The organism is Lysobacter sp. Soil_C_59, from assembly GCF_057656415.1.
Genome location: NZ_JBDGKK010000001.1, coordinates 619037 through 642332 on the forward strand (window position 1 = coordinate 619037; position 23296 = coordinate 642332).

21 protein-coding genes are annotated in these 23296 nt (G+C 68.0%); 2 read left to right on the forward strand and 19 right to left on the reverse strand.

The window, feature by feature from the left end; genetic code table 11:
* Positions 1–21: 21 nt before the first annotated feature.
* The 3 genes from rlmD to AC3A3Q_RS02675 form a co-directional block, all read right to left on the reverse strand.
* Positions 22–1353 carry a 23S rRNA (uracil(1939)-C(5))-methyltransferase RlmD gene (gene rlmD / locus AC3A3Q_RS02665; RefSeq protein WP_487584766.1) on the reverse strand — a complete coding sequence of 444 codons (1332 nt, stop codon included), beginning with the start codon at positions 1351–1353 and terminating at the stop codon, positions 22–24.
* Positions 1354–1526: 173 nt separating this feature from the next.
* Positions 1527–2153 carry a DUF1318 domain-containing protein gene (locus AC3A3Q_RS02670; protein ID WP_487584767.1) on the reverse strand — a complete coding sequence of 209 codons (627 nt, stop codon included), beginning with the start codon at positions 2151–2153 and terminating at the stop codon, positions 1527–1529.
* Positions 2154–2183: 30 nt separating this feature from the next.
* Positions 2184–4220, reverse strand: a complete 2037-nt coding sequence (locus AC3A3Q_RS02675; protein ID WP_487584768.1) for a translocation/assembly module TamB domain-containing protein — start codon at positions 4218–4220, stop codon at positions 2184–2186.
* 33 nt (positions 4221–4253) lie between these two features.
* Between AC3A3Q_RS02675 and AC3A3Q_RS02680 the strand changes: the two genes are divergently transcribed.
* Complete coding sequence (locus AC3A3Q_RS02680; RefSeq protein ID WP_487584769.1) at positions 4254–5012, forward strand: Hpt domain-containing protein; 759 nt, start codon at positions 4254–4256, stop codon at positions 5010–5012.
* Between the two features lie 56 nt (positions 5013–5068).
* On the opposite strand, the gene recO is transcribed toward AC3A3Q_RS02680, so the two are convergent.
* The 9 genes from recO to rpoE all read right to left on the reverse strand — a co-directional run bounded on the left by recO (position 5069) and on the right by rpoE (position 14067).
* Positions 5069–5827, reverse strand: coding sequence for a DNA repair protein RecO (gene recO / locus AC3A3Q_RS02685; protein ID WP_487584770.1), 759 nt, complete (start codon positions 5825–5827; stop codon positions 5069–5071).
* Entirely contained in the window at positions 5827–6723 is an 897-nt protein-coding gene (gene era / locus AC3A3Q_RS02690; RefSeq protein WP_487584771.1) for a GTPase Era, read from the reverse strand. Before era ends, recO begins: the two co-directional genes overlap by 1 nt.
* Before the next feature lie 92 nt (positions 6724–6815).
* Entirely contained in the window at positions 6816–7478 is a 663-nt protein-coding gene (gene rnc, locus AC3A3Q_RS02695) for a ribonuclease III (protein WP_487584772.1), read from the reverse strand.
* Positions 7471–7851 (reverse strand): DUF4845 domain-containing protein, encoded by a 381-nt coding sequence (locus AC3A3Q_RS02700; RefSeq protein ID WP_487584773.1) that lies wholly within the window; start codon positions 7849–7851, stop codon positions 7471–7473. The genes rnc and AC3A3Q_RS02700 overlap by 8 nt, the downstream gene beginning before the upstream one ends.
* Positions 7852–7949: 98 nt before the next feature.
* A complete protein-coding gene (gene lepB / locus AC3A3Q_RS02705) occupies positions 7950–8735 on the reverse strand; it encodes a signal peptidase I (protein ID WP_487584774.1) in 786 nt (261 codons plus the stop codon).
* 213 nt (positions 8736–8948) lie between these two features.
* The gene (gene lepA / locus AC3A3Q_RS02710; protein ID WP_386703640.1) at positions 8949–10742 is read right to left on the reverse strand and encodes a translation elongation factor 4; all 1794 of its coding nucleotides are present in this window, start codon (positions 10740–10742) and stop codon (positions 8949–8951) included.
* A gap of 148 nt (positions 10743–10890) precedes the next feature.
* A complete protein-coding gene (locus AC3A3Q_RS02715) occupies positions 10891–12423 on the reverse strand; it encodes a DegQ family serine endoprotease (RefSeq protein WP_487584775.1) in 1533 nt (510 codons plus the stop codon).
* 112 nt (positions 12424–12535) lie between these two features.
* Positions 12536–13450 carry a sigma-E factor negative regulatory protein gene (locus AC3A3Q_RS02720; RefSeq protein ID WP_487584776.1) on the reverse strand — a complete coding sequence of 305 codons (915 nt, stop codon included), beginning with the start codon at positions 13448–13450 and terminating at the stop codon, positions 12536–12538.
* Entirely contained in the window at positions 13447–14067 is a 621-nt protein-coding gene (gene rpoE, locus AC3A3Q_RS02725) for an RNA polymerase sigma factor RpoE (protein ID WP_487584777.1), read from the reverse strand. The genes AC3A3Q_RS02720 and rpoE overlap by 4 nt, the downstream gene beginning before the upstream one ends.
* A 274-nt stretch (positions 14068–14341) precedes the next feature.
* Between rpoE and AC3A3Q_RS02730 the strand changes: the two genes are divergently transcribed.
* Positions 14342–16396, forward strand: coding sequence for a 3-hydroxyacyl-CoA dehydrogenase NAD-binding domain-containing protein (locus AC3A3Q_RS02730; protein WP_487584778.1), 2055 nt, complete (start codon positions 14342–14344; stop codon positions 16394–16396).
* A gap of 105 nt (positions 16397–16501) precedes the next feature.
* On the opposite strand, the gene AC3A3Q_RS02735 is transcribed toward AC3A3Q_RS02730, so the two are convergent.
* From AC3A3Q_RS02735 to fabF, 7 genes are all read right to left on the reverse strand, one after another.
* Entirely contained in the window at positions 16502–16858 is a 357-nt protein-coding gene (locus tag AC3A3Q_RS02735; protein ID WP_487584779.1) for a PilZ domain-containing protein, read from the reverse strand.
* Between the two features lie 8 nt (positions 16859–16866).
* Complete coding sequence (locus AC3A3Q_RS02740) at positions 16867–17832, reverse strand: DNA polymerase III subunit delta' (RefSeq protein ID WP_487584780.1); 966 nt, start codon at positions 17830–17832, stop codon at positions 16867–16869.
* On the reverse strand, positions 17829–18482 hold the full coding sequence (gene tmk / locus AC3A3Q_RS02745; RefSeq protein ID WP_487584781.1) for a dTMP kinase: 654 nt from the start codon (positions 18480–18482) through the stop codon (positions 17829–17831). The genes AC3A3Q_RS02740 and tmk overlap by 4 nt, the downstream gene beginning before the upstream one ends.
* Positions 18479–19534 carry an endolytic transglycosylase MltG gene (mltG, locus tag AC3A3Q_RS02750; RefSeq protein WP_487584782.1) on the reverse strand — a complete coding sequence of 352 codons (1056 nt, stop codon included), beginning with the start codon at positions 19532–19534 and terminating at the stop codon, positions 18479–18481. Before mltG ends, tmk begins: the two co-directional genes overlap by 4 nt.
* Positions 19535–19545: 11 nt before the next feature.
* Entirely contained in the window at positions 19546–20367 is an 822-nt protein-coding gene (gene pabC / locus AC3A3Q_RS02755) for an aminodeoxychorismate lyase (RefSeq protein ID WP_487584783.1), read from the reverse strand.
* Positions 20364–21734, reverse strand: coding sequence for an aminodeoxychorismate synthase component I (locus tag AC3A3Q_RS02760; RefSeq protein ID WP_487584784.1), 1371 nt, complete (start codon positions 21732–21734; stop codon positions 20364–20366). Before AC3A3Q_RS02760 ends, pabC begins: the two co-directional genes overlap by 4 nt.
* 214 nt (positions 21735–21948) lie before the next feature.
* Positions 21949–23199 (reverse strand): beta-ketoacyl-ACP synthase II, encoded by a 1251-nt coding sequence (gene fabF / locus AC3A3Q_RS02765; protein ID WP_487584785.1) that lies wholly within the window; start codon positions 23197–23199, stop codon positions 21949–21951.
* Between the last annotated feature and the right edge of the window lie 97 nt (positions 23200–23296).

Consider the following 23296-nt stretch of genomic DNA (forward strand, 5'->3'; position numbering starts at 1 on the left):
GGAAGTCTCCGTACGTCCTGATCAGCCCGGCTCGAACATCGCGATCGATTCCACGTGCGCGGTGTGCGGGAACATGTCCATCACGCCCGCCGCGCGCAGTTTCCAGCCGCGCTCGTTGACCAGGTAGCCGGCGTCGCGCGCCAGCGAAGCCGGATGGCAGCTGACGTAGACGATGCGCCCGAACTGTTTCAGCGGAAGCTGCGCCAGCACCACGTCCGCACCCGAGCGCGGCGGGTCGAGCAGCAGCTTGTCGAAGCCCTGCTTCATCCACGACTCGCCGCTGAGGTCCTTGGCCAGGTCGGCGGCATGGAAGTCGGCGTTGGCGATGCCGTTGTGCGCGGCGTTCTCGCGCGCGCGGCGCACCAGGCCCGCCTCGCCTTCCACGCCGACCACTTCGCGCACCTGGCGCGCCAGCGGCAGGGTGAAGTTGCCCAGGCCGGCGAACAGGTCGAGCACGCGGTCGCCCGGCTGCGGCTGCAGCAGGTCGATCGCATGCTGGATCATCTTGCCGTTGAGGCCGGCGTTGACCTGGATGAAGTCGAGCGGTCGGAACAGGAATTCGAGATTCCACTGTTCCAGGCTGAAGGCGAGTTTCGGTTCGGCCGGCCACAGTGCATGCACGCTGTCGACGCCGGCCGGTTGCAGGAAGATCGCGAAACCGTGCGCCTTGCCGAAGGCGACGAGGGCGTCCTTGTCGGTATCAGTCAGCGGCACCAGGTGGCGGATCGTCAATGCGATGCCGCTGAACTCCGGCGTCGGATCGCCGGCAATGAACTCGATCTGCGGAATCTCGCGGCGTGCCTGCAGGCCGTCGACCAGCGCGGCGAGCGCGCCGATGCTTTCGCCGATCTGCGGGATCACCGTGTGGCATTCGCGCAGGTCGGCGACGAAACGCGGATCGGTTTCGCGGAAGCCGACCAGGGTCTTGTCCTTCTTCTCGACGCGGCGCACCGAGAACCGGCCCTTGCGGCGGTAGCCCCAGGACGCGTCAGTCAATGGCGCGAGAATGCGCTCGGGCGTGACGTGGCCGATGCGCTCGAAGTTCTCCATCAGCACGTTCTGCTTGGCGAGGATCTGCTTGTCCTCGGCGTAGTGCTGCAGGGCGCAGCCGCTGCAGGTGCCGAAATGCGGGCAGCGCGGTTCGACGCGCTCGGGGGCGGCCTCCAGCACGTCGACGGTGCGGGCTTCATCGAAACTGCGGTGGCGGCCGGTCTGCGAGGCCATGACGCGCTCGCCCGGCAACGCACCGGCGACGAACACGGCCTTGCCATCGGGCCGGCGGGCTACGCCGCGGCCGTCGTGGGTGAGTCCGGTGATTTGTACTTCGAAGGGGGTCTGATCTATGCGGGCCACAGCGGCTGGCGTGAAACTGGGGGCCGGCTATTGTCGCAGATAGCGCCGCCCTGCCCCTCTCCCTGGCTGCTGCGCAGCCTGTCCCTCTCCCACAAGGGGAGAGGGCTACCTCTCCCCTTGCGGGAGAAGGTGCCCGAAGGGCGGAAGAGGGGCGCTTTTGCTTCTTTTGCTTCTTACTTCTGCTTCCAGCCGCCGCCCGCGTCCTGCACCCACCAACCCGAGCGTGCGCTGTCCATCCACTGGCGCGCGAACACGGCGCGGATCTGCTGCTCCCATTCGGGATGGTTGTTGGCCACCGCGATCTCGCGGTAGACGGCCTTGGCGTCACGGCCCTGCTCGGCGACCGCCTGGTTCACGCCCACGCGCTCGGGCAGCGGGATCTTGGACGCGTCACGGACACTGATCGTGCCGTCATTGGCGAAGCCCAGCGCGCCCGAATCGAAATGCGCGCGCAGCTGGCTGTCGAAGCGCGAGGCCATGCGCGACTGGATCGCCTGGATCGCCGGCGTCTTGATGTTGATGTCCGGCTGGTCCTGCGCCTGGGCCGTTCCGATGCCGACGATCGACAGCCAGTCGATGCGCAGCGCCAGCGAATCGGACCGGTGCGGAGCCAGCGATGCGCTCTGCCCGCCGGGCTTGTCCTGCGGCTTGGGCTGCGGCTGCTGGGCTTCGTCGCCGATGACCTTCTCGACGAATTCCTTGGCCGCTTCCTTGGCTTCGGCAGCCGGGAAGTAGACGTTGATCGTGACGCAGGCAGTCAGCATCACGGCGGCGACCGGTACCCCCATCCAACGGCGCATGTCTTTTCTCCTTTTGAGCGTGGGCTAACCTTACTCGAAGACCGGTTTGACGTCGCCGCTGCTGGCCGCGACCAGGCGCTCGAGCAACGTCGGCCAATCGACGCGACGGTTGAAACCGACCACGCTCAGGCGCGGCAGGCCGGAACCTTCGACGATAATAAATCCCGGGCCGGCTGAACCCAGCCCTTCCATTTCGCAGACCTCGTCGACCAGCCGACAGGCGATGCCGATCTGGCGATAGCCGAAGTCGTCGAAGAACCCGATCAGCTGCGCCTGCAGGCCACTGACGAACGAGGCATCACTGACGCTCGACAGGTCCTGCACGGCGCGCTGGCTGACGCGCTGTCGCACGCCGGCGGCCTTGGCGGCAGCGGCATCGGTTTGCAGGTAGGACGTGAATGCCACGGGTTGCCAGTCGACCAGGCGCAGGTCGGCGATGCGGCCGTCGAGCTTGCCGGTGATCTCGCCGAAACCCAGTACGCCGGTCAGCGATTCCAGGTCGATGTCTTCGAAGGCGATGTCCGACGACAACGTTGGTGCGACGCCGAATGGACGCTCCATCGCAAGCGACGACACCTGCACGGTGCCGCCGAACAATTGCATCGCCAGCCCGCCCTCGAAATCCAGGCGATCGTCGGCGTAGCGCGCCTCGGGGATGTGGCCGGTGAGCTGGCCGGTAAAGGCCGGCCAGCCCAGTGCCGTGGAAAGCTGGGCGACATCGAGCTGCTCCAGTTCCAGGCCGAAGCGTATTTCCAGGCCCTTGTCCGCCGCCGGCGGCTTGATCTGGAAGTGATCGAAGCCGGCGCGTCCGCCCAGCAACGGCATCGACACCGGCTGGGTCAGCTGCAGTACGCCGTCGCTGCTGCGCAACGGCAGGCGTGCCGCGCCGAATGCCAGGCCATGCAGCGCGCCTCCGCTCCAATGCAGCTCACTTTCCCGCGTTGCACTGGAGGAATAGCGCACATCGCCTTCCAGTCCGTCGAAGCGGAAGCGTCCGCGCGGGTCATCGACGACCACTGATTCGAGATTGAAATCGGCCTCGCGCAGTTCGCCGCGTTCGATCCGCACGCGACCGTCGGCGGCACCGCCGAGTTGCAGCTCACCCAGTCCGGCCATGCCGAGGAAACCGGTGAGGTAGCCGTCGCGCAACGGCGCCAGGTTGCCGCTGTGCGCACGCAGGTCGAGCGTGCGCAATTGCATCTGCGGATCGAGTGCCGCGCGGGCATCGATGCGCAGGACGCCCCGATCATTCCAGGCCAGCCTCGGCAGCTCCCAGCCGCCGCCTTCGTGCTGTTCGGCCTGCACCGCCAGGTCGACATGGCGCTGCTGCAGCGCCAGGTAGGCATTGCCGAACAGCATCTCGCCGCCGTGCAGCTGGCCTTCGATGCCAACGCGCGTGGTCGCGGCGAGCTCGCCGTCGATATCGAGCTGGGCGCCGATGTTCTCGCCGGCAACGGTGCCGTCGGCCGTGTCGAAGGCAACGCCCTGCAGGTTCAGCGGACCGCTGACACGCAGCGGTGCCTTCGCCGGCGCGAGCACGTCGAGCCGGCCCGTGGCGGTGCCGGCCTTGAGCCGGCCCTGCGGCCAGGCCTGTGCCAGCAACGCCTGCGCCCAGGCCACGGGCACGCGGGTCAGGTCGATCCGGGTCAGGTCGGGCGTGGCGGCAAGGCGCTGCATCGCGAGCGTTCCGCCGCCCTGGCTGAGGCGACCGTCGATGCGCGCCGGGTCGAGGTCCAATGCCAGGCGCAAAGGCCGGCTGTTCCCGCTGCGGACGTCGCCTTCGCAACGCCAGCGGTCGCGATCGCGCGACAACGGGCAGCGCCAGGTGACGTTGCTGTAGCTGTAGCCAAGATCCGGTGCTTCGACCCGTCCCGCCCGCAATTCCAGCGCGCCCTTCGGCGAGCCGGCCGGCCATTCCAGGCGGACCTGCACGTCGCTCATCGTCGCCACCGCCAGCGTCACCCGGGCGATGCGCGCCTGCGCCGTGCGCGCGTGCGCCACGCCCGCGGCCAGCAAGGGCACGGACAGCAGGCAAACCAGCAGCAGGCGTAATATCGCTCGCGACATCCGCGCAGCATACCTACAGGACGCGAACCGGCGATGACGCCGCACCAGCAACCCCCTCGGACCGCACCGCCTCGCGCCGCCCCTCCGCGCGTATTGCTGGTCGAGGATGATCCGATCAGCCGCAGCTTCCTCGCTGCCGCCCTGGCCGCCGTCCCGGCCGAGGTCGATGCCGCCGACAGCGTTTCCGCCGCGGTGGCACTGGCGTCCTCGCAGGGCTACGCACTGTGGATGATCGATGCCCGCCTGCCCGACGGCAGTGGCAGCGAACTGCTGGCACGACTGCGCGACAAGCACCCGCACACGCCGGCGCTGGCGCATACCGCCGCGCACGAGTCGACCATTCTCGATGCATTGCTCGCGGCCGGGTTCGGCGAAGTGCTGGTCAAGCCGATGCCGGCGGCAACGGTGCAGGCGGCCGTGCGTCGGTTGCTGGGCTTGCCAGCAGGATCGGCGCGCACCGATGCGGTTGCCGATGGTGGCCCATTGCCGCTGTGGGATTACGAGGCGGCCGCGCGCGCCCTCAACGGCAACCGCACCCATGTCGACACGCTGCGCGGGTTGTTCGCGCAGGAGCTGCCCAAGTCACTGCAGGCGATCACCGAGGCTGGTGCACGTGGCGACAGCGATGCCATGCGCGCCGACCTGCATCGGCTGCGCGCCAGTTGCGGATTCGTCGGCGCATTGCGCCTTGGCTCGGCGGTGGAAGCGCTGCATCGGGAACCTGCATCGCCCGGATTGCGGGAAGCCTTCGTCCAGGCCGCTCGCGAAACCATGGACTCGTTGCAGGTGTAGGAGCGAGCTTGCTCGCGATGCCGCAGCATCAAGCCCGTTCGCGAGCAAGCTCGCTCCTACGACGAGCCTGCCGGATCCGGTGATTCGCGCTTTGCAGTGACGCGCCCGAGTTCGGCCAGCATCTCCCAGGACTTCAGTCCGCGCGATCCCAGGTAATGGGACAGCACGCCCCGCATCGCCCGTCGCAGGCCCTGCTGGTCTTCCGGATCGGGCACGCTGTCGTCGGCCAGCGCCAGCAGCGCGCGGCCGGTGGCGGCCGTGCTGCGATCGCCATGACCGCGATCGCTGAGCAGCCGTCGCGGTCCGTACTCCGGATCCAGCCGGTAGCGCGCGGCGGGGTCGATTGGCGCGCCGTCGCCGTCGTGGTGCCAGTCGAATCCGAAGCCGAGCGCGTCGAGCAGATCGCGTTCGTACCGGCGTAGCGTCCAGCCCAGTGCGTCGCCCGCGCCGATGCGCGCGCGAGCCAGGGCGTAGGCGTCGTAGAGATCCGGCGCAGGATCCTGGCGCGGTGCCAGGCGCAAAGTCAGTTCGTTGAGATAGAAGCCGGCGAGCATCGCCTCGCCGCCCAGTCGCGGCGCGACGTCAGTGGCCTCTGCCGAAACCAGGCGCGCCAGTTCGCCGACCTGCACCGCGTCGAAGCGGATCGACTGCAGCGGCTGCAACGCCGCGCGCAGCACCTGCCGCTTGGGGCCCTGCACGCCACGCGCCACCAGGCCCATGCGGCCGTGATTGGCGCTGAGCACTTCGACCAGCAGGCTGGTTTCGCGCCACGGTCGCGCGTGCAGGACGAACGCGGGTTCGTTACTCAGGCGCACTAATCGTGATAGCCGAACGCCCGCAGCGCCGCTTCGTCGTCGGACCAGCCTTCGCGCACGCGAACCCAGGTTTCCAGGAACACCTTGCTGCCGAACAGACGCTCCATCTGCTGGCGCGACCGCGAACCGATCTCGCGCAGGCGCTCGCCGCCCTTGCCGATCACGATCGCCTTCTGGCCATCGCGCTCGACCCAGATCACCGCGCCGATGCGCAGCAGGTTGCCGTCGACCTCGAACTTCTCGATCTCGACCGTCGTCGCATACGGCAGTTCTTCGCCGAGCTGGCGCATCAGCTGTTCGCGCACCATTTCGCCGGCGAGGAAGCGCTGGCTCTTGTCGGTGATCTCGTCCTCGCCGTACGGCGCTTCCTGTTCCGGCAGCTGCGCGAGGATGGTCTTGACCAGTGCTTCCAGGCCGCTGCGCTTGAGTGCCGAGATCGGGTGCACGCCGGCGAAATCGCGGCCTTCGTTGACCTTGGCCAGGTAGGGCAACAGCGTGGTCTTGTCCTTGAGGCGGTCGACCTGGTTCACCACCAGCACCACCGGAACGCCGGCGTTCTTCAGGGCGTCGTACGCCAGCGCGTCGTCGTCCTCCCACTGACCGGCGCGCACCACCAGCAGGGCGGTATCGACGCCTTCGAGGGCGCCGCGCGCGGCGCGGTTCATCCAGCGGTTCATCGCGCGCTTCTGTTCGCGATGGATGCCGGGGGTGTCGACCAGCAGCAGCTGGCCTTCCGGGAAGGTGGCGATGCCGAGCAGCTGGTGGCGGGTGGTCTGGGGGCGGCTGGAGGTGATGCTGACCTTGGCGCCGACCAGCGCGTTGACCAGGGTGGATTTGCCGACGTTGGGACGGCCGATGACGGCGACGTGGCCGGCGCGATGCGTGGGGGTGTTCATTGGGGAGATTGTCGGCTTGCGGCGGGTTCAGGGCAAACGATTGCTGTCGCGTGGCCCCCGGGTTTTCGCCTGCGGTACGGCGACGAACCCGCTCAGTCGTCGATCTTCAGGCGTTCCAGCGCGACTTCCGCCGCGATCTGCTCGGCGGCGCGGCGGGATCCGGCCTCACCCTGGGTGGTCAAGGGCGGCTGGACGAGGGTGCAGGTGACCACGAATGACTTGGCGTGGTCCTCCCCGCTCTCGCTGAGCAGGGCGTACACCGGCAACGGCTTCTGCCGCCCCTGCAGCCATTCCTGCAGGCGCGTCTTGGCGTCCTTGCCGACCTTGTGCGGTGGCGGCAGGGCGGCGATGGCCGCCTCGAACCACGGCAGGACCGCGGCGCGGCAGGTCTGGAAGTCGGAATCGAGGTAGATCGCGCCGATCACCGCTTCCAGGGCGTCGGCCAGGATCGAGTCGCGGCGATGGCCGCCGGACTTCATTTCACCGGGGCCCAGGGTCAGGCGGGCGCCGAGTTCCAGTTCGCGGGCGATCGGCGCCAGGGCCGACTCGCGCACCAGCTCGGCGCGGGCGCGGGTCAGCGCGCCTTCGTCGGCGCGCGGCCAATGCGTGTACAGCGCTTCGGCGACGATCAGGTTGACCAGCGCATCGCCGAGGAATTCCAGCCGCTCGTTATGCGGCGCACCGGCGCTGCGGTGGGTCAGGGCCTGGTCGAGCAGGCCCTGGGTGTTGAAGCGGTAGCCGATCCGGTCATTCATCCAGCGCGGTGCGGCTGAGCAGCTGATCGGCCGTGAAATGGCCGACGACGTCGATGTTGGCGATCAGCGGGCGACGCACTTCGTAGTCGACCGTCATCGTGTAACCGGCGTCCTTGCGGGCGATCTTGACGTTTTCCGGCTTCACGTTCTCGGCGTAGCTGATGTACAGGCGGCGGAAGAACAGGTCCTTGATCGAGGACGGGTCCTTCTGGGCGATGCCCGCCTCCTTCGACAGCTCCTTGAGTGCTTCCTTCACGGCGAAGTACTCCGAGTACATCGGAACGAGCTTCATGCCCATGTAGATGAACACGCCGGCCACCGCCAGCACGATGACGAACCCGATCAGGGTCATGCCGCTCTGCGTACGCTTCATTTGAACGATCCCCAGGTTTTGGTGTTGTCACCCCGGGTCGTCGCAGTCCCCTTCGACGGCCCGGGCGGTGTTGCCAGCGCAGTATTGCGCGACAAGTATTACTTGATCCGACTGCCGATGCGTGAACGGTCGATGCCGCCGTCGAAGTTCATCCAGATCAGGAACGCCTTGCCGCGCAGGTTCTGCTCCGGCAGGAAGCCCCAGTATCGGCTGTCCTCGCTGTTGTCGCGGTTGTCGCCCATCACGAAATAGTGACCCGGCGGAACGACCCAGTCGCCCTCGCCCTGGTCGAGGAACGGCAGGTTGGTGCGCTCCAGGACGTTGTGCTCGCGGCCGAGCAGGTTCTCGCGCAGTTCCTCGGCCCCGGTCATCTCGGTGCCGTTGCCGACGCCCTGGTAGACGCCGACCGGTGCGTAGCTCAGCACCTGCCCGTTCACGGTGACCTGGTTGTCGTGGTAGCCGACGCGGTCGCCCGGCAGGCCGACCACGCGCTTGATCCAGTCCTGGTCGGGGTGGTGCGGCGGGCGGAACACGACCACGTCGCCACGCACCGGCTCGCCCAGGGCGATGAACTTGTGGTTGTTGATCGGCAGCCGCAGGCCGTAGGTGAACTTGTTGACCAGGATGAAATCGCCGGTCAGCAGGGTCGGCATCATCGAGTTGGACGGAATGCGGAAGGGCTCTGCGACAAAGCTGCGCAGGATCAGCACCACCGCCAGCACCGGGAAGAACGCCTTGGAGTAGTCGATGACGACCGGTTCCTTGCCGTCGTCGAGCAGGCCCTCGCGCGCGGCACGGCGCTTGGCCAGCCAAAGCTTGTCGAGGAGCCAGACCAGGCCGGTGAACAGGGTCAGGACGACCAGGATGATTTCAAACCAACGCATGCGTGCTCCTCGGGAGAGCCGGAAATGGGTAATCGGGATTGGACGAGCGGAAAAGCATGGACTGGCGAGGGGTCGCCCCCCGGCAACCTCTCATCCCGAGCATAGCGAGGGATCTGCTGTTCGTCATGGGCAGCATGAGGCGGCTGGCGTGGCCGTTTGCGTACAGCTGCCCGGCGGCGGCGACGCCCTGCTGCGATGCGAACTGCCGCGGCATTACTTGTTGTCGACCTGCAGCACGGCGAGGAAGGCCTCCTGCGGGATCTCGACGCGGCCGACCTGCTTCATGCGCTTCTTGCCCTCTTTCTGTTTCTCGAGGAGCTTCTTCTTGCGGCTGATATCGCCGCCGTAGCACTTGGCCAGGACGTTCTTGCGCATGGCCTTGACCGTCGAGCGGGCGATGATCTGCGAACCGACGGCGGCCTGGATGGCGACGTCGAACATCTGCCGCGGGATCAGTTCCTTCATCCGCTCGCACAGGTCGCGACCGCGGCGGTCGGCATGGCTGCGGTGGGTGATGATCGACAGCGCGTCGACCTTGTCACCGTTGATCAGCGTGTCCACGCGCACGAACGGGCCGGCCTGGAAACGCAGGAAGTGGTAGTCCAGCGAGGCGTAGCCGCGGCTGACCGACTTGAGCCGGTCGAAGAAGTCGAGCACGACTTCGGCCATCGGCAGCTCGTAGCTGATCTGCACCTGGCCGCCCATGTACTGGATGCCGATCTGCACGCCGCGCTTCTCTTCGCACAGCGTGATCACGTTGCCGACGTAGTCCGGCGGCGTGAGGATGTTGGCGCGGATGATCGGCTCGCGGACCTCTTCGATCATGTTCACCGGCGGCAGCTTGGCCGGGTTGTCCATCGACACGATCGAGCCGTCGGTCTTGAGCACCTCGTAGACCACCGTCGGCGCGGTGCTGATGAGGTTGAGGTTGTACTCGCGCTCCAGGCGCTCCTGCACGATCTCCATGTGCAGCATGCCGAGGAAGCCGCAGCGGAAACCGAAGCCCATCGCCTCGGAGCTTTCCGGCTCGAAGCGCAGCGCGGCGTCGTTGAGGCGCAGCTTGTCGAGCGCTTCTCGCAGGTCCGGGTAGTCCTCGGCGTCGACCGGGAACAGACCCGCGAACACGCGCGGCTGCATTTCCTGGAAGCCCGGCAGCGGCTTGCTTGCCGGGTCGGCCGCCGAGGTCAGCGTGTCGCCGACCGGCGCGCCGTGCACGTCCTTGATTGCGGCATGGATCCAGCCCACCTCGCCGGCGCCCAGCTTGGGCAGGTCCTTGCGCTTGGGGGTGAACACGCCGACCTTGTCGACCTGGTGGGTGCGGCCGGTCGACATGACCAGCAGCTTGTCGCCGGGCTTGATCTCGCCCTGCATCACGCGCACCAGCGAGACCACGCCCAGGTAGTTATCGAACCACGAGTCGATGATCAGCGCCTGCAGCTTGTCGGTGTCGCGCGGCTTCGGCGGCGGGATGCGGTGGACGATCGCCTCGAGCACGTCGACGACGTTCAGGCCGGTCTTGGCGCTGATCGCCACGGCGTCCTCGGCGTCGATGCCGATTACCGCCTCGATCTCGGCCTTGGCGCGCTCGATGTCGGCCGTGGGCAGATCGATCTTGTTGAGCACCGGCACCACTTCCAGGCCCTGCTCCACCGCGGTGTAGCAGTTGGCGACCGACTGCGCTTCCACGCCCTGGGCGGCGTCGACCACCAGCAGCGCGCCTTCGCAGGCGGCCAGCGAGCGGCTGACTTCATAGCTGAAGTCGACGTGGCCGGGGGTGTCGATGAAGTTCAGGAAATAGGTCAGCCCGTCCTTGGCCTTGTACGGCAGGGACACGGACTGCGCCTTGATCGTGATGCCGCGCTCGCGCTCGATCGGATTGGAGTCCAGGACCTGCGCTTCCATCTCGCGGGCTTCGAGGCCGCCACAGAGCTGGATGATGCGGTCGGCCAGGGTCGATTTGCCGTGGTCGACGTGGGCAATGATGGAAAAGTTTCTGATCTGCTGCATGCGGGGCCGCGCGAGGCTAGCCGGTTCCTGGAAAATCAACGCGCGATTATCGCATACGCCCCGCTTGCGCCGGTCCTGCCCTCCCCAGACGCGCCGGCCGGGCGGCAGGCGCGCGGGATCTGGCAGGACAAGCGCAGGTCAGGCCGGCTCAGCCCGCCTTGGCGGCGGCGTCGGCGGTCACGGCAATGAACTGGGTACCGCCCTGGCGGCGCACCAGCAGCATCACCGTCTGGCCCGGCTTGACCGAAGCCAGCTCGCGGTCCAGCGCCGAGGCACTGGCGACCGAATTGCGCCCCACCGACAGCACCACGTCACCCGGGCGCAGCCCGGCCTCGGCCGCGGCGTCGCCGGGGTTTCGCACCAGCACGCCTTCGTTGCCGCGCAGGCCAAGGCGCTGGCGATCGCTGCTGCTCAGGTCCTGGCCGACCAGGCCCAGGGTATTGCCCGCCGACGGGCGCGACTCGCCGCCGCCAACTGACGGCCGCGGCGCACCGGAGCCGCCGGCCACGGTGGCGTCGAGCTCGTTGACCACGACCGACAGGTCGACGTTGCGGCCGTTGCGGAACACGCTGACCCTGGCCTTGGTGCCGGGCGCCATCGAACCGATGATCGGCGGCAGGTCGCTGGATTCGTTGATGTCGCGGCCATCGACGGCACGGATCACGTCGCCACGCTCGATGCCGGCCTTCTCGGCCGGGCTGCCGGGCAGCACGTCGGCGATCAGGGCGCCGCGACTGTCGGGCAGGCCCAGGCCCTTGGCCGACTCGCTGGTGATCTGCTGCACCTGCACGCCGAGCTGGCCGCGGCTGACCTTGCCGGTCGCGCGCAACTGCTCGGCCGCGCCCATCGCGACATCGATCGGGATGGCGAAGCTCACGCCCATGTAGCCGCCGGAGTTGCTGAAGATCTGCGAATTGATGCCGACCACTTCACCGCTGGTGTTGAGCAGCGGGCCACCGGAGTTGCCCTGGTTGATGGCGACGTCGGTCTGGATGAAGGGCACGTAGCGCTGGTTGGCGTACGGATTGCTGCGGCCGACCGCGCTGACAATGCCGGCGGTGACCGAGTGATCCAGGCCGAACGGCGAACCGATCGCGATCACCCACTGGCCGGCCTTGGTCGAGTTGGCATTGGCCATGCGCAGGAACGGCAGGCCCTTGGCGTCGATCTTCAGCAGCGCGACGTCGGACTGCTCGTCGCTGCCGATCACCTTGGCGGTGAACTCGCGACGGTCGGACAGCTTGACCGTGACCGTGTCGGCGCCTTCCACGACATGGTGGTTGGTCATCACGTAGCCATCGGCCGACATCAGGAAGCCGCTGCCCATCGAGGTGCCGCCGCCACGCGGGCCGCGCGGACCACCGGGACCGCCCGGGAAGGGCATGTCGTCACCGAAGAAGCGGCGGAAGATCTCTGGGATCTGTTCGTCGTCCGGCGCGCCGCGCACGTTGCGCTGCGGCGCCACTTCGGCCTGGATGTTGACCACGGCCGGCCCGACCCGCTGGACCAGGTTGGTGAAGTCCGGCAGACCGCTGACCAGCGGCGCGGCCGGCGTCGCCGCGGGCGGCGGCGCGATCGGCGTGGCGGGCGGCTGCGCGGTGCAGGCGACCGGCAGCGAAGCGGCGATGGCGGCAACCAGCGCGAGGGAACGAAGCGCAGGGGAACGGAGCGGGCGGTTCATCGAATTCGGCCTCGGGAGAGATCGGATTGCAGTCGGGAGGGTTGCGGTGGATCGCACCGGCGAGACTGTGCGACAGCAGGTGTGCGCGCCGTCGAGACGGCGCGAGGAAGGCTCAGCGTTGCGGGGCGGTCGACTCGACCTCGGCCGCGGCCGGGTTGTTGGTCGCCGGAGTCGCCAGGCTCGGTTCAAACGGATAGAACGAAGGCGAGGATGCGCTGCTGCCATAGCTGGCGGTGAGTCCGGCGTTGCCGGAGTACTGCGGCAGGACGGCGCGCGGCCAAGGACGGGCCGTGACTTCGGCGTGTTCGGGCTGGAACGGTTTCGCCGCGACCGCAGTGCCGTCGTTCGAGGCGATCGCGGCATGCGTGACAAGCGGAGCCGCCGATGCCACGGCCGTGGCCGGGGTCGACATGCGGGCCTGGCGACTGGTGCGCAGGGCCGCACGCTGGCTCTGGCTGCGCGTGGAACGACGCTCGGCCACGCGACGCGGCACTTCCACCGCCGCCACCGCAGCAACACCCAGGCCGGCCTCATGGTCAGGGGCTGAGGGGATGGCCGGTTCCGGGACCGGGACCGGCCCCGCCGGAGCTGCCGTTGCCGCGGCAACCTGCGTCGCCGCGCCGTCACCGACCGCAGGTGCTGCATCGTTGGAGAACGGACGGCTCACGAAGAGCGCAGCAACCGCCACCGAGGCCGCGAGCGCTCCACCGATCCAGCCGCGGCGGCTTGCGATCGGGCGACGGGCTCGCGACTGCGTCGCTGTAGTGGCCACCGCAGCCAGTGTCGGCTCCTGCGCGATTGCCTGGGCAACCCGATCGGCGAAGCTGCTGCCGGCGATCGCCGTGGCCTGGCCACGCAGTACATCGCCATAAAGCTGCCAGCGGCCGCAGGCCTGGCGCCATTCCGCGTCGTGGCCCAGCCGCTTCAATGCGAAGCGGGCGGCGTCGCCCTGCAGTTCGCCGTCGAACAGCGCGCAGAGGTTCTCGCGTTCGTCAGAGCCGCGTCCGTCAGTGCCTGGAGTATTCATCGCTTCGAAGCTTCCGCAGAGTCGTTGTCGAGCAGTGGCCGAAGTTCGGCATCGATCGCTTCGCGCGCACGGAAGATGCGCGAGCGGACGGTGCCGATGGGACAGCCCATCTTCTGCGCGATTTCCTCATAGCTCAGGCCGTCCATCTCGCGCATGGTGATGGCGGTCCGCAGTTCTTCCGGCAGGGCTTCGACCACGCGCATGAGCGTGCGTTCAATTTCCTGCCGCAACAGTTCATGTTCCGGTGTGTCGGTGTCGCGCAGGCGCGTGCCGGTGTCGAACTGCTCGGCATCGCCGGCGTCGATGTCGTCGGTCGGAGGCCTGCGGTTCTGTGCAACCAGGTAATTCTTTGCAGTGTTCACGGCGATCCGGTGCAACCACGTATAGAACTGGGCATCACCGCGGAAGTTCGGCAGCGCCCGGTAGGCGCGTATGAAGGTTTCCTGGGCAACGTCCTGGCATTCGCTCCAGTCGGGGATGTAGCGCCCGATCAGTGCGGTGATCCGATGCTGGTACTTGCGCACCAGCGCATCGAAGGCCGCACTGTCGCCGCGCTGGACACGCTCGACCAGCTCCTGGTCCAACTCCACGTCTTTGGGCAACACTAATTCGGCCATACCGCGCCGGCACTCCTGTGGGCTCGGCCATGGCCGAACAATGGGACAACCCTGTCGGGGGAAAGTTCAATCACGATCATTAATGGGGTCGGGCCCTTCAGGCCGCAAGCGCCATGGGTCAGGGGCCTGGCGGAAGCCGCGGTCACCGCCAAACAGTCACCTCACGCCATTGAAGCGCACGAGCGGCGACACTCCCGCTGACGCCGACATTTGACGCCGGGGAAACATCCTCGGGATGATAGCGGTCTCTCCATACCTGAACGAATGGTGCCGAATGATTGCTGGCCTTGACGGTCTTCGCTTCCAGCACTGGCAGACCGAGCTGCGTGCCGATGGTGTGCTGGTGCTGTCGTTCGACCGCGCCGGCGCGCCGGTCAACACCTTTGGCCAGGACGTCCTGATCGAACTGGACACGCTGATCGAGCGCCTGGCGCTGGATCCGCCCAAGGGCCTGGTACTGCGCTCGGCCAAGGCCTCGGGCTTCATCGCCGGCGCCGACATCAAGGAATTCCAGACCTTCGACGCCAAGGGCACGGTCGGCGATGCGATCCGTCGCGGCCAGCAGACCTTCCAGCGCCTGGCCGAACTGCCCTGCCCGACCGTCGCTGCGATCCACGGCTTCTGCATGGGCGGCGGCACCGAGATCGCCCTGGCCTGCCGCTACCGCGTCGCCAGCAACGACCCCTCCACGCGCATCGGCCTGCCGGAAGTGAAGCTGGGCATCTACCCCGGCTGGGGCGGCAGCGTTCGCCTGCCGCGCCTGATCGGTGCGCCCGCCGCGTTCGACATGATGCTGACCGGCCGCACGCTGTCGGCTTCGGCCGCGCGCGCCAACGGCCTGGTCGACAAGGTGACCGATGCATCCAGCCTGATCGACGTTGCCGCCGCTTATGCACTGCGCGGCAGCCAGCGCCCGTTCAAGCAGCGCGCGCTGGCGTGGGCGACCAACACCCTGCCCGCGCGCAAGCTGCTCGCACCGATGCTGACCAAGCAGGTCGCACGCAAGGCGCGCAAGGAGCATTACCCGGCACCGTATGCGTTGATCAACACCTGGGCCAACAGCGGCGGCGGCATCCAGAACCTGTTGTCGGCCGAACGCAAATCGGTGGTCAAGCTGGCTTCGACACCGACCGCACGCAACCTGATCCGCGTGTTCTTCCTGCAGGAGCGACTCAAGGGCCAGGGCGGCAAGGAACATGGCATCAGCAATGTCCATGTCGTCGGCGCCGGCGTGATGGGAGGCGACATCGCCGCGTGGTCGGCCTACAAGGGATTCAACGTCACCCTGCAGGATCGCGAGCAGCGCTTCATCGATGGCGCGTTGACGCGTGCGCAGACGCTGTTCGAGAAGAAGGTCAAGGACGAAGCCAAGCGCATGGACGTGGCCGCGCGCCTGAAGGGCGACCTTGCCGGCGACGGCGTCGGCAATGCCGACCTGGTGATCGAGGCGATCATCGAGAAGGCCGAGGCCAAGCGTGAGCTCTACGCCGAACTCGAGCCGCGCATGAAGTTCGACGCGCTGCTGACCACCAACACCTCGTCGATTCCGCTGACCGAACTGCGCGAGCACATCGGTCGCCCCGCGCACTTCGCCGGCCTGCACTACTTCAACCCGGTGGCGTTGATGCCGCTGGTGGAAATCATCCATCACGACCGTGTCGCACCGCAGACGCAGCAGCGCTTGGCGGCGTTCTGCAAGGCGATCGACAAGCTGCCGGTACCGGTGGCGGGAACGCCGGGCTTCCTGGTCAACCGCGTGCTGTTCCCGTACATGCTCGAGGCCGCGACCGCCTATGCCGAAGGCATCCCCGGTGCGGCGATCGACAAGGCCGCGGTGAAGTTCGGCATGCCGATGGGTCCGATCGAACTGATCGACACCGTCGGCCTCGACGTCGCTTCCGGCGTCGGCGGCGAACTGGCGCCGTTCCTCGGCCTGCCGATCCCCTCTTCGCTGGCGACGCCGCCGCAGCAGGGCAAGCGTGGCAAGAAGGACGGGCAAGGCCTGTACAAGTGGGAGAACGGCAAGGCGATCAAGCCGGCACTGCCCAAGGACTACCAGACCCCGTCGGACCTGGAGGACCGCCTGATCCTGCCGCTGCTCAACGAAGCGGTCGCGTGCCTGCACGACGGCGTGGTCAGCGATGCCGACCTGCTCGATGCCGGCGTGATCTTCGGTACCGGATTTGCACCGTTCCGCGGCGGCCCGATCCAGTACATCCGCGAAACCGGCGCCGATGCGCTGCTGACGCGACTGCAGCAGTTGCATGCGCGGTATGGCGATCGGTTCGCACCGCGCCCGGGCTGGGACAGTGGGGCGCTGCGTAGCTGATTGACGCGCAGGGCGACGTCCATGCATCCCCGCCTTCGCGGGGATGACGTGACAATGCTGATGAGCTGTGTGCCTGGGTCCCGGCGTTCGCCGGGACGACGGACGTCACATCGTGTGCGTCGCCCGCTCCGCGCTGAGCGACCCGGCCAGCAGCGCCTCGATCTTGCCCCTGACCGTCTCGCCCTCGGCCGTTTCGGCGAACTGCACGCCGATGCCGGCCGGACGATTGCCCTGCGCACCGACCGGCGTCACCCAGACCACCTTGCCGGCGACCGGCAGGCGCTCGTTGGACTCCGGCAGCGTCAGCAACAGGAACACCTCGTCGCCGAGGAAGTAGCGCTTGGGCGTGGCCACGAAGACACCGCCGCCCTTGAGGAACGGCATGTACGCGCTGTACAGCTGCGCCTTGTCCTTGATCGCGCAGGACAGGATGCCCTGGCGCGCGCCACCTGCTGAATTCATGCCGCTCATTACCTGCTCCCCCCTTCTGCCCGTCGCCCGTGGAGGGCGTGCCAGGCCAACAACAATTCGGTGACCGCCAGGTCCGCCCGCACCGTCGTGCGCAGCAGATCGCGGGTCCGGTTCGCCTGATCGAACCACGCAGCCAGACTGCGCGTTCGACCCGGGTCGGTCAAGCCGGCGGCGTCGGCCACGGCCAGGTCCGCGGCATGGCGCAACCGCACCGCCGCGTCGTCATCGCCAACCCAGCGCTGCGCGGTCTCGACCGCGCCCACGTCGCCGCGGGCGAGCTTGGCCAAGTCGCTGGCGACCTCCCTGCGCAGCTTCAGTCCGTCGTTGCCCAGCCACTCGTTGGCCAGGCCGGGGTGGCCGCGGGCGGCCTCCAGCGCTTCACGCGCGCTGGCGTCGGAATGTCCCTGCTGCTTCAGCCATGCCAGCGATTCGGCGGCCTGCGGCAGGCGGAACTCGTAGCGCTGGCAGCGGCTGCGGATGGTCGCCGGCAGGCGTGCCGGGTGCGCGCTCAGCAGCCACAGGTAGCGCCCGGGTACGGGCTCTTCCAGGGTCTTGAGCAAGGCATTGCAGGCGGCATGGTTTACCGCCTCGGCCGGGTCGATGATCACCACCTGCGCGCCGCCGTACTGCGGCGTCAGCGACAGCTTCTCCGACACCTGGCGGATCTGCTCGATGACGATCTCGGTGCGCAGTCGCGTGCCTTCCTTGTTCGGAACGAACGACACGAACTGGTAGTCGGGGTGCGTGCCCGCGGCGAGCAGGTGGCAACTGCGACAGTTGCCGCACGGCTCGCCGGCAGCAGCCGGCTGCTGGCACAGAAGGCGCTGGGCCAGGCGCTCGGCGACGGCGCGCTTGCCCAGCTGCGCCGGCCCGCAGAACAGCAGGCCATGGGCCAGTCGTCCGCTCGCCTGCGCCGCCAAGGCCTGGTCGTACACGCGCTGCTGCCACGGTGCGAAGGCACTCATGCCGAACCCTCGATGAAAGCGCGCAGGTGCGCGACGGCCTCGGCCGCGACCGCTTCGGCCGGCTGGGTGGCGTCGATCACGCGGAAACGCTCCGGCTGCGCCGACGCGCGGTCGAGATAGCCACTGCGAACGCGCTCGAAGAATTCTTCGCGCTCACCCTCGATGCGATCGCTGGCACCGCGCCCGCGTGCACGCTGCAGGCCAATCGACACCGGCACATCCAGCAGAAGCGTCAGCGCCGGCGCGATGCCAACGACGCGCCGCTCGAGTTCGGCGATGAACTGCACGTCGCCGCCGCGTGCGGAGCCCTGGTAGGCGTAGCTGGCATCGGTGAAGCGATCGCTGATGACCCAGGCGCCACGCTGCAACGCCGGGATGATGGTTTCGCGCACGTGCTGCGCACGCGCGGCGAACACCAGCAACAACTCGGTATCGGTGGTCGGCGGTTCGTGATGCGTGTCCAGCAGCAGGCCGCGGATCTGTTCGGCCAGTGGCGTACCACCGGGCTCGCGCGTGCTCACGACCTCCTCGCCGGTGGCGGCCAGCACTTCGCGCAGCGCCGCCAGCACGGTCGATTTGCCGGCGCCTTCGCCGCCTTCGAGCGTGATGAAACGCGACTGGCGCTGCAGGGGCGTGCCGTGGTTAGTCATTGCGCTTTCCCGGATTGCGCGGCGCGGTAATTCTTGAGGTAGGCACGTACGTTAGCCTGGTGCTCGGCGTAGGTGCGTGCAAACAGATGACGCCCGCTGCCGTCACCGACGGCCACGAAGAACAGCGCATCGCCGTCGGCCGGTCTGGCGACCGCCTCGAGTGCACCGATGCCCGGCATTGCGATCGGCGTCGGCGGCAGGCCGGCGATCAGGTAGGTGTTGTACGGATTGTCCGCGCGCAGATCGCTCTTGCGGATATTGCCGTCGTAGGTGCTGCCGATGCCGTAGATCACCGTCGGGTCGGTTTCCAGGCGCATGCCGAGCTTGAGCCGGCGCGCGAACAGCCCGGCGATCTGCGGCCGCTCCGAGGCAATGCCGGTTTCCTTCTCGACGATCGAGGCCAGCACCAGCATTTCGTCAGGCGTCTTGAGCACGTTGTCGGCACTGCGCTGTTGCCAGGCGGCATCGAGCGCCTTGTCCATGGCCGCATGCGCGCGCTTGAGCACGTCCAGGTCGCTGTCGCCACGCGTGTACAGATAGGTCTCGGGCAGGAAGCGGCCCTCGGGATGCTGGCCCGGCGCGCCCACGGCCTTCATCAGCGCGGCATTGTCGAGCTTGCCGGTTTCCAGCTTGAGCGGCTTGGCCTTGGCCAGCGCCGCGCGCAGTTCGCGGATGTTCCAGCCTTCGACGATCGTGAAGCGGTGGCGGATCACCCGGCCCTCGCGCATCGCCACCAGCAACGCGCGTGGAGACGTGCCCGGCTCGATCGCGTACTCGCCCACCTGCAGCTTGCCGGCGGCGCCGAGCTGCTTGGCCAGCGCCCGCCACTCCAGCAGGTCGCCTTCGCGCACGCCGGCTTCGCGCAGCTTGCGCACGACGGTCGGCAACGAATCGCCGCGTTCGACCATCACCGTCTCGCCCGGCTCCAGGCCTGACAACGGCGCGTCGGCGAAACCGGTGTAGCGCTGCCACGCCCAGAAACCGGCAGCGGCGGCGATCAGCAACAACAACAGCAGGAAGCCGGCGGAAATACGCCCAAAAGACCGACGCACATGTCTACGACTCACGAAACCTCCGTGGCGAAAGCGGGATGCTCGGCGGCCAGGCGGTGCTGCAGCGCGACCACCTGCGGATGCGGTTGCCAAGTGCGGGCGCCGAGCCGCGCCACCGGCAGGATACCGCGCACGCCATTGCACAGGAAAACCGCGTCGGCGGCTTCGACATCGGTCACAGCCAGGCGCGCCTCGCGCGCCGGCAGCGTCTCGAGCGCCCAGGCCCGGCATACCCCGGCGACGCCGCAGCGATCGACCTGCGGGGTCAGCCAGGCGCCCTGGCGGAGGATGAAGACATTGGCCGCCGTGGCGCAGACCACGTCGCCATCGCTGCTGCACACCAGGCCTTCGTGGATCGCCGTATCGTCCCACTCGCCGCGCGCGAGCACCTGCTCGAGGCGGTTGCAGTGCTTGATCCCCGCCAGCGCCGGCTGCAGCGCCAGGCGCGTATCGCACCAGCGCAGGTGCAGGCCGTCGGCCGGCGAAGACGGCAACGGATGGATCGAGAGCGTCCAATTGGGTACGCCGGCATGGGCCGGCGAATAACCGCGTCCGCCGCTGCCCCGCGTGACCACCAGCTTCAGCACCGCATCGCCGCCGTCGAGCAGTCGCGTTGCTTCGGCCAGCACGATGCGCTCGTCGGGAAGGGTGATGCGCAACATCGCCGCTCCGCGCTGCAGTCGCTGCCAGTGCGCAGGCCACCAGTGCATCTGGCCGTGGTGCGCGCGCACCGTCTCGAACAGGCCATCGCCATAGGCCAGGCCACGGTCGAGATCCGGCAGCGCCGGCACCGCATGGTCGCCGACGAAATAGCGCACCGTCGCCACGCTCATCCGGCCACTCCCAGGGCACGCAGCATGCCGCGCGCCTTGGCCCGGGTCTCGTCTAGTTCCCGCTGCGGATCGGAGTCGGCGACGATGCCGGCACCGGTGCGGAAGCGCAGCGTCGCCCCGCCCTCGGCGTCTGGCTCGAGTTCCGCGCTGCGGATCAGGATGTTGAGGTCGAGATCGCCGTCGCGATTGAGCCAGCCCATGGCGCCGGTGTAGGCACCGCGGCCGACGCCTTCGAGCTCGGCGATGATCTGCATGCAGCGCACTTTCGGACAACCGGTGATCGTGCCGCCGGGAAACACCGCGCGGATCACCTGCCCGGGCGTCGCATCCTGGCGCAGTCGTCCGCGCACGTTGCTGACGATGTGGTGGACGTGGGCATAGCTCTCCACCGTCATCAGCTCGTCGACCTCGACGCTGCCGGGCGTGCAGACCCGACCGAGGTCGTTGCGCTCCAGGTCGATCAGCATCACGTGCTCGGCGCGTTCCTTGGGATGGCCGACGAGTTCCTGGATGCGCGCGGCGTCGTCATCGCCGGCAAAGCGCGGACGCGTGCCGGCGATCGGACGCGTTTCGACGACGTCGCCGCGCACCGATACCAGCCGCTCCGGCGAGGCGCTGACCACGGCCCAGTCGGCCCCGGCGAAAACGCCGGCGAAAGGCGCGGGGTTGTTCTGTCGCAATCGCTCGAACAGCGCCGCAGGTTGCAGGGGTTGATCGAAACGCGCGACCCAGCCGCGAGAGAGATTGGCCTGGAACACATCGCCTGCAGCGAGATAGTCGAGCACGCGACGCACGCCGTCAGTGAAGCGCTCGGGCGCGTCTTCCTCGAGCGTGCCAGGCGTCTGCCACGGCGTGATGGCCGGGAGCTTCGCGGTCGCGTCGATGTCGGACAGCACTGCTGCGACCAGCTCGTCGTGTCCCACTTCCGTCACCAGCACGCATTCGCCGCTGGTGTGGTCGCGCAGCACCGCGGCCGGACAGCGCAGCGCCAGTGCCACCGGCAACTGGCCTTCGGCGCGTGGCAGCTTGAGCACCGGTTCGACCTGGGCGGCGGCCTCGTATCCGAAGAACAACGCCCAGCCGCCGCGGAACGGCCAGCGGGGCTCGTCGCGGGCAACGCGCAAAGATTGCCATTGCGTGTCGAGCGCGGCGAAGAAGTCGCCTTCGACTGGGGCGCCGGCGGAATCACGCGTGGTGCCGTCGGGCTCCAGTCGCAATGAGTCACCGCTGGCCACCAGCAGCAGGTCCCAGCGGCCCTGGGCAGTGCCGTGGGCGCTGGATTCCAGCAGCAGGGGGTAACGGTCGGGTGCCAGACGCTGCAGCGAAAGCAGGTCGAAGGAGGCAGGCAGGGAGCGGGTCAGCAGCATCCGCGTATTAGACCGCGTTTGGACCTCGTTTTTCGGCGGCCGGGCCTACCGTCATCCCCGCGCAGGCGGGGACCCAGCGACTTTCGCCCTTGCGGCGTTCGGGGAAACACAGTCACTGGGTTCCCGCCTGCGCGGGAATGACGACCAACGGGCGCGCTGAAACAACGATCCCCGCCGGAGCGGGGATCGTCAGGCAAGCGGTTGTCGAGGACACTCAGATCCGCTTGAACACCAGCGTGCCGTTGGTGCCGCCGAAACCGAAGCCGTTGGAAACCGCGACGTCGATCTGTGCCTGGCGGGCCACGTTGGGCACGTAGTCCAGGTCGCAGCCCTCGCCCGCTTCGTCCAGGTTGATGGTCGGCGGGATGATGCCGTGGTGCAGCGCCAGCACCGAGAAGATCGCCTCGACGCCACCGGCCGCGCCGAGCAGGTGGCCGGTCATCGACTTGGTCGAGCTGACCATCGTCTTGTAGGCGTGCTCGCCCAGCGCGCGCTTGATCGCCAGCGTCTCGGCGAGGTCACCCAGCGGCGTCGACGTGCCGTGCGCGTTGAGGTAACCGACTTCGTCCGCGTTGACGCCGGCGTCCTTCAGTGCGGCGACCATGCAGCGGGCCGGGCCTTCACCGTTCTCGCTGGGAGCGGTCATGTGGAAGGCGTCGGAGCTGGCGCCGAAACCGGACAGCTCGCAGTAGATGCGCGCACCGCGTGCCTTGGCGCGCTCGTACTCTTCCAGGATCAGGATGCCGGCGCCGTCACCGAGGACGAATCCGTCGCGGTCCTTGTCCCACGGACGCGAGGCGCGAGTCGGGTCGTCGTTGCGCGTCGACATCGCCTTCATCGAGCAGAAGCCGGCGACCGAGGTCGGCGAGGAGCCGCGCTCGGCGCCACCGGCGACCATCACGTCGGCGTCGCCGTACTGGATCATCCGCATCGCCATGCCGATCGAATGGTTGGCGGTGGCGCAGGCCGAAACGGCCGAGAAATTGGGGCCCTTGATGCCGGTCAACAGCGAGACCTGGCCGGGCAGCATGTTGATGATCGTGCTGGGCACGTAGAACGGCGAGACCTTGCGCGGGCCGCCTTCGTGGTACTTGATCGTCTGCTCTTCGATGCCGAGCAGGCCGCCGATGCCCGAGCCGATCAGCGCGCCGATGCGCTCGGCGTTGGACTCGTCGACGGTGATGCCGGCGTCCTGGATCGCCATCATCGAAGCGGCGACACCGTAATGGATGAACTCCTCCATCTTCTTCGCGTCCTTCGGGCTCACCCACTGGGTGACGTCGAAGTTGCGCACTTCACCGGCAATGCGGGTGGTGAAGGCCGAAGCGTCGAAATTCGTGATCGGGCCGATGCCGGAGCGACCGTTGACGATGCCGTCCCAGCTGCTGGCCAGGTCGTTGCCTAGCGGCGAAACGATGCCGAGGCCGGTGACCACGACGCGTCGGTTGAAGGCGCGATTGGACATGAAACACTCCGTCTACGAACACTACGCCGGCGCATGGACCGGCTCATAAGACACGGGGCCGCAATGCGGCCCCGGTCTGGTTTTGCAGGAAGCGGCG

Coding starts and splice junctions, on each gene's coding strand:
- AC3A3Q_RS02670 (WP_487584767.1), bottom strand. CDS start 2,153: ATGCGCCGTTGGATGGGGGTACCGGTCGCCGCCGTGATGCTGACTGCC.
- AC3A3Q_RS02675 (WP_487584768.1), bottom strand. CDS start 4,220: ATGTCGCGAGCGATATTACGCCTGCTGCTGGTTTGCCTGCTGTCCGTG.
- AC3A3Q_RS02680 (WP_487584769.1), top strand. CDS start 4,254: ATGACGCCGCACCAGCAACCCCCTCGGACCGCACCGCCTCGCGCCGCC.
- era (WP_487584771.1), bottom strand. CDS start 6,723: ATGAACACCCCCACGCATCGCGCCGGCCACGTCGCCGTCATCGGCCGT.
- rnc (WP_487584772.1), bottom strand. CDS start 7,478: ATGAATGACCGGATCGGCTACCGCTTCAACACCCAGGGCCTGCTCGAC.
- AC3A3Q_RS02700 (WP_487584773.1), bottom strand. CDS start 7,851: ATGAAGCGTACGCAGAGCGGCATGACCCTGATCGGGTTCGTCATCGTG.
- lepB (WP_487584774.1), bottom strand. CDS start 8,735: ATGCGTTGGTTTGAAATCATCCTGGTCGTCCTGACCCTGTTCACCGGC.
- lepA (WP_386703640.1), bottom strand. CDS start 10,742: ATGCAGCAGATCAGAAACTTTTCCATCATTGCCCACGTCGACCACGGC.
- AC3A3Q_RS02715 (WP_487584775.1), bottom strand. CDS start 12,423: ATGAACCGCCCGCTCCGTTCCCCTGCGCTTCGTTCCCTCGCGCTGGTT.
- AC3A3Q_RS02720 (WP_487584776.1), bottom strand. CDS start 13,450: ATGAATACTCCAGGCACTGACGGACGCGGCTCTGACGAACGCGAGAAC.
- rpoE (WP_487584777.1), bottom strand. CDS start 14,067: ATGGCCGAATTAGTGTTGCCCAAAGACGTGGAGTTGGACCAGGAGCTG.
- AC3A3Q_RS02730 (WP_487584778.1), top strand. CDS start 14,342: ATGATTGCTGGCCTTGACGGTCTTCGCTTCCAGCACTGGCAGACCGAG.
- AC3A3Q_RS02735 (WP_487584779.1), bottom strand. CDS start 16,858: ATGAATTCAGCAGGTGGCGCGCGCCAGGGCATCCTGTCCTGCGCGATC.
- AC3A3Q_RS02740 (WP_487584780.1), bottom strand. CDS start 17,832: ATGAGTGCCTTCGCACCGTGGCAGCAGCGCGTGTACGACCAGGCCTTG.
- tmk (WP_487584781.1), bottom strand. CDS start 18,482: ATGACTAACCACGGCACGCCCCTGCAGCGCCAGTCGCGTTTCATCACG.
- pabC (WP_487584783.1), bottom strand. CDS start 20,367: ATGAGCGTGGCGACGGTGCGCTATTTCGTCGGCGACCATGCGGTGCCG.
- AC3A3Q_RS02760 (WP_487584784.1), bottom strand. CDS start 21,734: ATGCTGCTGACCCGCTCCCTGCCTGCCTCCTTCGACCTGCTTTCGCTG.
- fabF (WP_487584785.1), bottom strand. CDS start 23,199: ATGTCCAATCGCGCCTTCAACCGACGCGTCGTGGTCACCGGCCTCGGC.